Source organism: Evansella sp. AB-P1 (assembly GCF_029688925.1).
Classification (GTDB): domain Bacteria; phylum Bacillota; class Bacilli; order Bacillales; family Salisediminibacteriaceae; genus Evansella.
Genome location: NZ_JARUKY010000014.1, coordinates 11,527 through 23,350, shown reverse-complemented (window position 1 = coordinate 23,350; position 11,824 = coordinate 11,527). Strand labels below are relative to the sequence as shown.

The following is an 11,824-nucleotide window of genomic DNA, read 5'->3' as shown; positions in this document are numbered from 1 at the left end:
AGGATGGAATTTTGTCACAGTATTTGACAAGAGACAGTTGTTAGTAGTACAATACTGTCACAGTAAATTTTTAATAATCAAGCGGGTGTAGTTTAGTGGTAAAACCTCAGCCTTCCAAGCTGATGTCGTGAGTTCGATTCTCATCACCCGCTCCAAATACGAAAATATATATAAAGTAGTGTTTCTAAATGAAGCGCTACTTTTTCTCATGTTTAATGAGACGGTAAAATAGCAAGAGCATTGATAATTTAAGGGAATTGTATAAAAAAATTTGAATAAAAAAAGAAAGTAGGTGGAAACTGTGGCAAATGCCCAGCTAAAAGAAGAAATTGTTGCATACAGTAAGCATATAGGCATCGATAAAATAGGGTTTGCCTCAGTGGACCCTTTTGTTGCGTTTAGACAACGCCTTATAGAACAGGGGAAATTAGGATTTGAGTCTGGTTTTGAAAAAGGAACGGTTGAAGAAAGAACAACTCCTACATTACTTTTACCTGAAGCAAAAACAATAATATCGATTGCTTTAGCTTACCCTTCTCGCATAAAAAATCCGCCACGTTCTATAAAAGGTGACCGAAGAGGGATCTTTTGTAGAGCATCATGGGGAGAGGACTATCATCATATACTCCGAAGAAAATTGGAAGCTATCGAGAAATTTATTATAAACAAATTTCCAGAGGCTAAATGTGTTTCCATGGTTGATACTGGTGAATTATCAGATCGGGCAGTTGCTGAACGAGCAGGGATAGGCTGGAGTGGGAAAAATTGTGCAATCATTACTCCAGAGTTTGGATCGTATGTTTATTTGGGAGAAATGATTACGACCATTTCTTTACCTGCAGATACGCCAATAGAAGATCAATGTGGAACCTGCAATAAATGTGTTGAATCATGTCCCACGGGAGCCTTAATTCAAGGTGGACAGTTAGATTCAAATAAATGTATTGCATTTTTAACACAAACAAAAGGATTTTTAGCAGAAAAATATCGTAAAAAACTTGGCAATCGGTTGTACGGTTGTGATACGTGTCAAGTTGTTTGTCCAGAAAACAAAGGGAAGGACTTTCACGAGCATAAAGAAATGGAGCCAGATCCTAACATTGCAAAACCGAAGCTGTTACCATTACTAACAATAAGTAATCGCGAATTTAAGGAGAAGTTTGGTCATGTGTCTGGATCGTGGCGAGGTAAAAAGCCCATTCAAAGAAATGCTATTATTGCTTTAGCTCATTACAAAGAAGAAGAGGCGCTACCAACTTTATATGATCTTGTGGAAAATGATCCTCGTCCAGTTATTCGAGGTACAGCAGCATGGGCCTTAGGTGAAATTGGTGGGAAGGAATCAGAAGACGTATTATCGCATGCAAAGGAAAAGGAACAGGATGAGGAAGCCTTAAAAGAAATTATGAGCAGTTTAGAACGTTTAGCAACAGTAAAAAAACTCAGTTAAAAGAAGTGTAATTTTTATTATTTATCAATTATACTAGTTTGTAATATTAATGGCAGTCTAATTATAGGGATAACTGGACTGAAAGTGGGGGTAAAAATGACGAAGCGACCACACATTTACTATGCTGAAATGAACAGTCCAATTGGTACATTAACAATTGGTAAATCCGAACGGGGAATATGTTTTATCGAATTTGGTTCAATGAAAGATGTTTGTTCCGTTGTGGATACGTGGCTAAAAAAATGCTTAATGAATGTGGAGTTAATTAATAATGAAGTAGAATTACAAGAGGCTATTCAACAGTTAGAAGAATACTTCCGTGGGGAAAGAATGTCATTTGATCTTCCTTTAGATTTAGTTGGAACAAAGTTTCAAATTCTCGTATGGAACAAAGTAAAGGAAATTTACTACGGAGAAACGAAGTCCTATAAACAAATTGCTACCGAGATAGGAGCACCAAAGGCCGTTCGAGCAATCGGAGGAGCAAATAACAAAAATCCAATCCCAATTATTATTCCGTGTCATCGGGTGATTGGTACGAATGGTTCCATGGTAGGTTACGGTGGAGGGATTGATAAAAAGGAATATCTCCTAAAACTTGAAGGGGCAATTGAGAAAATATCATAGTAAACAAGAGAGGATGTAACCTTTAAACGATCATTTACGATGATCGATAAAGGAACGTCCTCTTTTTGTTTTGATAAAGGGGAAGTCTACGGCTGAAAATAGAAACGGTTCAGACGACCGCAAAGCAGTGAAAAAAGCATATGCGGTACTCAAGAAGGGTTCTAGAAGCCCACAAAGCTGTGATAAATACAAATGCGGTACTCAAGAAGGGTTCTAGAAGCCCGCAAAGCTGTGGAAAATTCAAATGCGGTACTCAAGAGACTTTCTAGAAGCCCGCAAAGCTGTGATAAATACAAATGCGGCAGCCAAGCAACGATCTAGACGACTTCAAAGCAGCAAAAACATGAGAAGTGGTAGCATTGAAAGAGTATTTTCATCCCACATGGTGAAAGTGTTTTCTTGCATGTGAGGTCTACCCTGAAAATAAGCGTTAGTTCAGGAGTGAATGCGGTGACTCCAGCGACGAGCATATGCTTCACGAATAAGCTTCGAGTTGTCTCGACGCATATAACATCAGAGCAACACTTGCAGAGGCAGAGACAGGACAATGTACTTTAGCAGTATACAAAATGTATAGTGTGGAGGCTGAGGCATTGCCCGGAGCTAGGATGGCGACATTACGCCGTTGCCTACAGGACGTAGGCGGTACTTAGGCGTAATTGGAGGATGGCAGGATTATGCCGTTGCCCACAGGACGTGGGCTGCCCTTAGGCATAATTGTTCCGCATAGAACGGATGAACTTCTAGATGAGTATTTTCATCCTCCATGGTGCAAATCTCCACTTGCATGGGCGGTCTACCTTTAAAATACAATTAGTTCATGCATGAAGATCGACAACCCTTGTGGAAAAGCAATGGAAGCATACTGAAAGCAGATGTTTTTATCATCTTAAGGTATAAAAAGAAATTAGCTAAATTTTAAGTCATTTAAACAATGTTTTACTGAATAAGATGTAAGAGAAGGGGAGGGGAAAAATGGATTCACAGATTAATAAAGTAAAACGATATATTAGAGACTGTCATCAGAATTTTGTTAATGGAAATCGATCAACCTCGTATATACGCAATGACGAAATGGAGGCACTAGAAAGGAAGGAAAAGAGACTATTTGAACGAAATGCTGAGATTGTAAAGAATATAGTGGATGGTTATGTAATTAGTGAGAAATCATTTGGTGATCGAGGGATCATTGATTATGGGTTAACGATTCAGAATGTAATACGACAAAACCTAAAATTTTATATTGAAGAACAAATTCAATTGAGACGTGCTGTCGTTGAAGATGATGAACTTATTGACGACTATTTAATTCATGAAGATGGGAAAAATGACATAGAGCAAGGAAATCAGTATAGTCGAAGAGAATTAACCAATGATTATGGTCGAACTGCCGTAAATTATCAATATGACAGATTAGCAGTCGTCCGTTATGCAGAACGATGGTGGAATGATTATAATCCTCAATATCATCAGTTTGAAAATGATTGTACCAATTATATAAGTCAATGTTTACATGCTGGTGGAGCACCAATGATAGGACAACCGAATCGATCCAATGGGTGGTGGTATGTAAACAACAATTGGAGCTATAGCTGGTCTGTAGCTCATGCCCTTCGATGGTATTTTAGTAGTACAGAAAGAGGTCTTCAAGCGACGGAGGTTTCAAGTCCAGAGCAGCTGATGAAAGGGGACGTCATCTGTTATGACTTTAATGGTGACGGAAGATGGCAACATACAACTATTGTTGTAGAGAAAGATGAGGACAGAATGCCTCTTGTGAACGCCCATACAACAAATAGTAGGATGCGGTACTGGGCATATGAGGATTCAACAGCTTGGACTCCTAACATAAAGTATAAGTTTTACCACATATTAGATAATGATTAAGCTTAATTAGCAATTAGGATCGGTTGAATTTTATCGTAATAAATATAAACTAGGTTGATTCCTGGGTGGGTGTCGACTAAATTATTGTCACTTGAGAATAGGATAAAAAACTAATCAACGTTCTACTTTAAGAGGATGTTCAAAAAGTCCGGGAAAAATATCTGTCGAATCTCTGCGTTGGCTTGCTTTTCCGTTCCTCACGTATTAAAAGCATACACTGCGGTACTCAAAGCTACGCCGCCTTGATCTTTCGACGCACAGGACGTGCTAGTGTCGGCGTTGCAACAGGACGTTGTGACTTTAGCCGACTCGGCTATTTTTATCCTCCTTTTTGAACACGCACTTTAAGTAATCTTCCTTTTCTATGATGGAAATGGTATGATTACGAATGAATGTTTATCAACAGTTGAGGTGACCAAAGTGGCAATACATGTCGTATTACATGAACCAGAAATTCCAGCTAATACAGGTAATATTGCACGAACATGTGCAGGAACAAATACATTTCTTCATCTTATCCATCCTTTAGGGTTTTCCACAGATGATCGAATGTTAAAACGTGCAGGCTGTGATTACTGGCCAAAAGTGAATATAAACCATTACGATTCAATTGAAGAGCTTTTTCGAGCTTACCAAGATGGAGAATTTTTTCTGATAGAAACGTCAGGTGAAAAATACTATCACGATTTTGATTATTCTAATCCTGATAAGGATTATTTTTTTGTATTTGGGAAAGAAACAAAAGGCTTGCCTGCCGATCTAATAGAAGCTTATAAAGACAGATGTTTTCGAATTCCACAAACAGAGCATATTCGTTCCTTAAATTTGTCAAATACTGCAGCTATCATTGTTTATGAAGCCTTGAGACAACAAAGCTTTTTACAGTTAACTTAGGATAAAAAGATTAACACGGAAATTTGCAGTCCAATAGGGCTAAGTAGAATCATTTCATTTGGACAGATAGATTAATGGACGTTGAGCAACTGTCTGAAACGAATAAGCAGTAGCATTTGATCAAGCAAATGGTAATATAAGGGCATGGAGACCATTAATCTCCATGCCCTTATTAATGTGTAAAAATAATTATTATTTACCTATCGTTTGAAATGGTATTGCCTCTGTTGGTATTTTTGCTGGTGGGAAATGTTTACTTAGAAATGTAATTGTTTCTGCCCAAGCTTTTTCTCCAGCCTGAGCACTTTTGTGTATCAGGTCATCTGTGTGAAGGAGAGAATTATTAGAAAATAAGCATGGTAAGTAAGGATAAGTAAAGGAATGTCCAGTAAATTCAAATGATGAATGTTGGACCAGGTACGGAAAAGAATTTTTTATTAAACGTTCTTTTATACTTTCGGCCATGGAATAGGAGGGCCAATAAGTATCTTCTTTTCCACTTAATAACAGGACTGGACCGTTAATATTTTCCACTTTAATAATGGCATCGGTCCGACCTTTTTGTTTATATTTATTTAGACTCCGTTCATAAAGTTCGTTCGTTGACTTCTGATCTTGCTTTACTTTTTCTTTTAATGATTGAAATAACATAGAGAAGGAGTTGGAAAGAGGAATAAATGGGACTCCTTTCCCTTGTTCAGTCCAAGGAGATTGACGCCGTTTAGAGTGTAAGCTTTGAAAGACGTGAGTCGATGGACAAACGGCAATAACCCCACGAATATTTTTATCTTTTGAAGCAGCAAGTAATGCAAGTTCCGAATTTTTTGATACACCATAGAGAACAATCTTTTCTTCATCTGTGGATGGGTGGTTCTTTAACCATTTCACCACTTGTTGAACGTCTTCAATGGGAAGCTGGCTCTGTGACTTTTTTGTTTGTTCACCATGGACAGTATCCCCTGCTAAACTTAATCCTATAGCTCCATAGCCACGAGAGGCAAACAAGGCTGCTAAATGATTTGCTGTAAGTCCACTCGTGGATCCCAGTATGATTAAACTAGGTAAATTACGTTTTCTAATGGGATAAAAGTAGGTTCCAGTTAAATGTAAATCTGTCGGCAATTCTTCCTCTGCAACATAATCTTCTTTAAAAATGCGGCTAATTGTTCGTGATTCTGTTCGTTGACTACTATTACCTTCTATGTCAATGTGTAGGTTCAATGTTGTTTGCTCTTTTGAAAGGGTATAAGGTTCAGCATTTTTTCCATCGATAGGGCGAAGGTTCCAGATTAACTGAGAAAAAATATTTTCTTCCGTCTGTTCATTGTCTCCAATTAATAGCTTCCCATGGTTGTCTGCTTTAGTTATGATCGTGGAATTCCACATGCCATTTTTTTCATCATCCATTCCCATTCGAATTGTTACATGTTCATTAGCCTCAAGACCATCCATATGAAGCTGAAGGGCTTCATCAACACGTCCAATATCTGGAAAAAGGAAACATTTCATAAATTCTCACCTCATTTATTATTCCTTATTACATATATTCGGACATGCATTTAATTAAGACTAAAATTTTGTGTAAAATTTAAAAGTTTGAGGGAAATGAAAAACCACCTACAAACCATGTGATTATGGTTCATAGGTGGTTCCTCAGCTTAATTTTTGTTTGGATTGTCATTATATCCTGCAGTAAAGATTGCAGCAAGGAATGCCAAGCAAACCCCTAAAATTAAAATTGTTCCCATCAAAAAATCCCCCTTTGATGATCTCTAAAAATCAATATATCATGTTTTAAAGGGAAAGAAAAGAAAATAAGAGTATCAATAACTATTTTGTATTTCGAAGCTTTGCAAAATCGGAACAGTATACTAAAATTAAAAAGGGAACAAAGAGGGCTTTTATTATTTAAAAGATAATTTATAAGTTTTTTCTAACGTTGTCTAGGAGTCAGGACGACGATGAATTTAGCCGTTCCCTACAGGATGTAGGTTATATCTAAGCTTGGTTTGGGGGCCTTGCGCTTTTCTTATATAAATCATACACCATACGATACATACAATTTAGGAGTATAGAGATGAAAAATACCTATTTAACAAGTCATTTCCCACTATTTTCGATAGTTCTTTTTAGTCTTTCCCTATCTATATATAGTGAGGGGTGGATTACAGCATATTTAAGTGAAATTGGTTTATATTCTGGAATGATTGAGTTTTTTTCTGAAAGAGGTATCCAGCTAACCTTATTATTTTTAGCTTGGCTATTCTTTTTTATGTTATTTTCTGCATTAAAATTAATTGCTGACACGGTAAATGAACTGTCACTTCTTTTCTTTTCAAAGGACGAAGAAGGAAGTGATTTAAAAGGATTGCGCGGAGGTTCATGGATTTTTCTAATTAGTAGTGCCTTATCTGTTGGATTCGCTTTTAATATATTTTTCTTAATGGCTTTATTTTCTATTGCATGTATTAGCTATTTTGTTTTCTTTGTCTATAAAGTTAGTCATTCCTTGTCCTTTTTTTCATTATTAGGGATCGTTTTCTTTCATACCTTTTTTTGGTTTTCCTTTATTATCGCTGTTACCTTTGCTTTACTAAAATTATATAACAGTATCATTGCAAGCTTGCCAATTTAGACTTAAGAATAAGAAAAAGCTAGGATAACGACGATTTTCCTAGCTTCCATTTTATTTATAATCGGACTATACCTTCTCTAATGAACGATCTTTGACATATATGATCGCCAGATTTCGAGGTGTAGTCTTTGGTTAATGTGTGACATGGATGTAGGTGAATCGTACCCAATCCAGATACCTGATGTGTAAGTATCTGTTGATCCAATAAACCATAAGTCATGATAATTATTTGTCGTTCCAGTTTTTCCACCTAAATAACCTGAGGTAGAAAATTTAGCGTTTCGTCCTGTTCCTTCGTTAACTACTCTACGCATCATTTTTCGTACTTCATTATTTGTTCTTTCACTCCAAACTCTTTCGCTAGCATGATCCCAAGAGTATAGAATGTCACCATTCTTATCCAATACTTGTCGAATGGCCTTTGGAGAATGGTATTCGCCATTTGTAGCAAAGGTAGTGTATGCTCGTGTCATTTCTAATACAGAAACTCCTGTAGTAAATCCACCTAAGGCAGCTGGTAAAATGATATCCTTTTCATCTACTCCTTGAAAATCGAAATGATCAAAATAGGAAAAAGCAATTTCTGGATCGGTTCTATCGAATAATCGAACAGCAGCTGTATTATAGGAATGTTTAAAGGCTTGTTCCATTGATACCCTTCCATAAGTAGCTCCCCCATAATTTATAGGGGTGTACCCATTTTTATTAAATGGAGATGCGTCAATGGTTGTACGTTCATTTGTATTTGTTTCCTCTATGTAAGGTGCAAATACTAAAAGCGGTTTAATTGCTGATCCAGGTTGACGGTACGCTTGAAATCCACGGTGAAAATGAAATTTCTCATAATCTTTTCCCCCTGTTATAGCGACGATTTCATTTTTTTTATGGTCGATTATGGTTGTTGCTGCCTGTAGTTGAGAATTTCCTATATAGGAATTGATGGAACGAACAGCCTGCTCTTGAATGTCATTGTCCAAAGCCGTTTCGATAATAATTCCCTGGTTTAAAACTGCGTCCACTCTTTCATTTAATTGTTGCAAAATAGTAGTGCGACTTGCTTCATTTTTCGCAGTGCTCAATCTTTTCGAATACCCTTCATTATCACTTATAAGTTCTTTTAATTCATGATGGATATAGGTTACATAGTCTGGGTACTCATCAATTTTATGATAAATATTTAACTCAATGGATTCGTTTAATGCCTTGTCATATGTTTCTTTCGTTATTTTTTCTTCTTCTAACATTTTTAATAAAATCCATTCTTTACGTTCGTGAGTATGTTCTATGTTTGTTAATGGGTTGTAACGATCAGGATGATTGGGAATAGCGGATAAAAAAGCAGCCTCAGCTACAGAGAGTTCGTCTGCCGTTTTATTAAAATAAAAACGGGTAGCAGCTTCGATACCATATACTCCATTTTTAAAATAGATGGCATTAATGTATAACTCCATTATGTCTTCCTTTTCCATCAATCTTTCCATTTGATAAGCATATAGCAACTCAGATAGCTTCCGTTCGTATGATTTTTCGTGTGTTAAGTAAAGATTTCGAACGAGCTGTTGGGTCACTGTGCTTCCGCCTTGCTCGATGGAGTCATTTTGCAAATTAATGATTAACGCCCTTGCAATTCCTTTCATATCAAATCCTTTGTGCTCGAAAAAAGATTGGTCCTCTGCTGATAAAAAAGCATCCACAACAATTTTTGGAATCTCTTTATAAGGTAAATGAATACGCTTCTCAGCTGCGTAAACATCCGATATTACTTCCTTATTTTTATCTAAAATGATGCTGGTTTCTGATAAATGAATGGAATCTAATATGATCTTCTCGTCTAATACCTCATGTATGGATTTTGCTTCATAAAATTCATCAACAGTAATAACAAAAAGGGTTGAAAATATTCCAATAAATAAAAAGATTAATAAATTTCCAGTCCACAAACGCATGTATGTCACATCTTTCTTATTTGTCTACTAACAGTTTACAGAATCCTTACGTTAAATGGAAACTATTTATGAAGATTCTTTTCTAAAGCTGTTACTTTTAAAAATAATATTTTTTTAGGTGGAGTTATTGTCTATATAAAGGCATTTAGAGGGGACACATTCTCTTAAATTTTAAATGAAATAGAATCATCCGTTAGGTGAATGCATAAGATGAACCATGGATGTCTAATAGTATTGACTTGGTGTTGAGAGGAGGACGAAATGGAAATCTTAAACAAAATTCAGAAACACCGGGAGGAAGAAGGACGTCTGAAGTGGGAAGGAACATTTGCTGAGTATCTTGACCTCTTAAGAGAGAGACCCGAAGTGGCTCAAACTGCCCACTCCCGTATTTATAACATGATTAAGGATGCGGGTGTAGAGGAAACGGACGGGCGAAAACGGTATAAGTTTTTTGAAAATGAAATATTCGGATTAGAAGATGCAATTGAAAGATTAGTAGAAGAATATTTTCATTCTGCAGCTCGTCGATTAGATGTGAAAAAGCGAATCCTACTTTTAATGGGTCCTGTAAGTGGTGGTAAATCTACAATCGTGACAATGTTGAAACGAGGACTTGAAGAATACACTCGCACTGATCGTGGGGCAGTATATGCCATAAAAGGATGTCCAATGCATGAAGATCCGTTACACCTTATTCCACATCACATGAGAGATGATTTTTACGAGGAATTTGGTATTCGAATTGAAGGGAATTTATCTCCATTAAATATGATGAAATTAGAACGAGAGTATGGAGGCAGAATTGAAGATGTACGGGTTGAAAGAATTTTCTTATCTGAGGATCGTCGTGTTGGTGTTGGAACCTTTAGTCCATCAGACCCGAAGTCTCAAGATATTGCAGATCTAACAGGTAGTATCGATTTTTCAACTATAGCAGAGTATGGTTCTGAATCAGACCCACGTGCATATCGTTTTGACGGAGAATTAAATAAAGCAAATCGAGGGTTAATGGAATTCCAAGAGATGCTGAAATGTGACGAGAAGTTTCTATGGCACTTATTATCCCTTTCACAGGAAGGAAACTTTAAAGCGGGGAGATTTGCCCTCATTTCTGCTGATGAAATGATCGTAGCTCACACGAATGAAGCAGAGTATAAATCTTTTATTGCTAATAAAAAAAATGAAGCTTTGCACTCGAGAATTATTGTCATGCCAATACCATATAATTTACGCGTGACTGAGGAAGAAAGAATATATGAAAAAATGATACAGGAAAGTGATATTTCCGACGTTCATATTGCACCTCATGCATTAAAGATTGCGGCAATATTTACAGTATTAACGCGATTGAAGGATTCAAAGAATAGTAGTGTAGATATTCTAAAGAAACTAAAGCTATACGATGGCCAAAATGTGGAAGGTTTTAGCTCAGCGGATGTGGAAGAGCTAAGGAAGGAATTCCCTGATGAAGGTATGGATGGAATTGATCCTAGATATGTAATTAATAGGATATCTTCCGCTATTATTCGAAAAGAACTAACGGCCATAAATGCATTAGATGTATTACGTTCTATAAAGGATGGCTTAGATCAACATGCATCTATTTCAAAAGAGGATCGAGAAAGGTACTTAAACTTTATATCTATTGCTCGAAAAGAGTATGATGAAATAGCTAAGAAAGAAGTTCAAAAGGCATTTGTATATTCCTATGAGGAGTCTGCAAAAACCTTAATGGATAACTATTTAGATAATGTGGAAGCGTATTGTAATAAAAATAAGCTCCGTGATCCTCTTACTGGTGATGAAATGAATCCAGATGAAAAGCTTATGCGTTCCATTGAAGAGCAAATCGGAATTTCTGAAAATGCAAAAAAAGCGTTTCGTGAGGAAATTTTAATACGTATTTCTGCCTATGCCCGAAAAGGAAAGAAGTTCGACTATAATTCTCATGAACGATTACGGGAAGCCATTCAGAAAAAACTGTTTGCTGATCTGAAAGATGTTGTTAAGATTACCACGTCAACGAAGACGCCAGATGAGAACCAATTAAAGAAAATTAACGATGTAATTGCAAGACTTGTTGATGAACATGGATACAACTCTGTGTCAGCGAATGATCTGTTAAGATATGTTGGTAGTTTGCTGAATCGTTAACTGACTAAAAAACAGTACATTTTCTTAAATTATCTGGACAATTTTCGTTAGTAATAGGATATTCATACAATAATAAAAGGTCTGTTCAGCTGTTAATAGCTGAATAGACCTTTTTGTATGAAAGAAGGCTTGTATAGATATGCAATATACTTGTATATTCCACAATAACATTCATTCTCAATTAGGTTTTTTAATTAATAATAGCTTGTCGAATTACATAGTCTTGTG

At 36.4% G+C, this 11,824-nt stretch carries 8 protein-coding genes and 1 tRNA gene; 7 read left to right on the top strand and 2 right to left on the bottom strand.

Going from position 1 to position 11,824, the window contains the following annotated elements:
- The first annotated feature begins 81 nt into the window (after positions 1-81).
- The 5 genes from QA612_RS15075 (at position 82) to trmL (ending at position 4,858) form a co-directional block, all read left to right on the top strand.
- Positions 82-155, top strand: a tRNA-Gly gene (locus QA612_RS15075).
- Between the two features lie 146 nt (positions 156-301).
- Entirely contained in the window at positions 302-1,450 is a 1,149-nt protein-coding gene (gene queG, locus QA612_RS15070) for a tRNA epoxyqueuosine(34) reductase QueG (protein ID WP_278284644.1), read from the top strand.
- A gap of 96 nt (positions 1,451-1,546) precedes the next feature.
- Positions 1,547-2,077: a methylated-DNA--[protein]-cysteine S-methyltransferase gene (locus QA612_RS15065; RefSeq protein ID WP_278284643.1), complete on the top strand. Its 531-nt coding sequence runs from the start codon at positions 1,547-1,549 to the stop codon at positions 2,075-2,077.
- A 975-nt stretch (positions 2,078-3,052) separates the two neighbouring features.
- Positions 3,053-3,964 carry an amidase domain-containing protein gene (locus tag QA612_RS15060; RefSeq protein ID WP_278284642.1) on the top strand — a complete coding sequence of 304 codons (912 nt, stop codon included), beginning with the start codon at positions 3,053-3,055 and terminating at the stop codon, positions 3,962-3,964.
- Between the two features lie 420 nt (positions 3,965-4,384).
- Positions 4,385-4,858: a tRNA (uridine(34)/cytosine(34)/5-carboxymethylaminomethyluridine(34)-2'-O)-methyltransferase TrmL gene (trmL, locus tag QA612_RS15055; RefSeq protein WP_278284729.1), complete on the top strand. Its 474-nt coding sequence runs from the start codon at positions 4,385-4,387 to the stop codon at positions 4,856-4,858.
- A gap of 192 nt (positions 4,859-5,050) precedes the next feature.
- Here trmL and QA612_RS15050 read toward each other — a convergent pair whose 3' ends face one another.
- Positions 5,051-6,367 (bottom strand): acyl-CoA thioester hydrolase/BAAT C-terminal domain-containing protein, encoded by a 1,317-nt coding sequence (locus QA612_RS15050; protein ID WP_278284641.1) that lies wholly within the window; start codon positions 6,365-6,367, stop codon positions 5,051-5,053.
- Positions 6,368-6,935: 568 nt separating this feature from the next.
- On the opposite strand from QA612_RS15050, the gene QA612_RS15045 reads away from it, so the two are divergent.
- Positions 6,936-7,493, top strand: coding sequence for a DUF5366 family protein (locus tag QA612_RS15045; protein WP_278284640.1), 558 nt, complete (start codon positions 6,936-6,938; stop codon positions 7,491-7,493).
- A gap of 77 nt (positions 7,494-7,570) precedes the next feature.
- On the opposite strand, the gene QA612_RS15040 is transcribed toward QA612_RS15045, so the two are convergent.
- Positions 7,571-9,439, bottom strand: coding sequence for a transglycosylase domain-containing protein (locus QA612_RS15040; RefSeq protein ID WP_278284639.1), 1,869 nt, complete (start codon positions 9,437-9,439; stop codon positions 7,571-7,573).
- 261 nt (positions 9,440-9,700) lie between these two features.
- On the opposite strand from QA612_RS15040, the gene QA612_RS15035 reads away from it, so the two are divergent.
- Positions 9,701-11,596, top strand: a complete 1,896-nt coding sequence (locus QA612_RS15035) for a PrkA family serine protein kinase (RefSeq protein ID WP_278284638.1) — start codon at positions 9,701-9,703, stop codon at positions 11,594-11,596.
- The last annotated feature ends 228 nt before the right edge of the window (positions 11,597-11,824 follow it).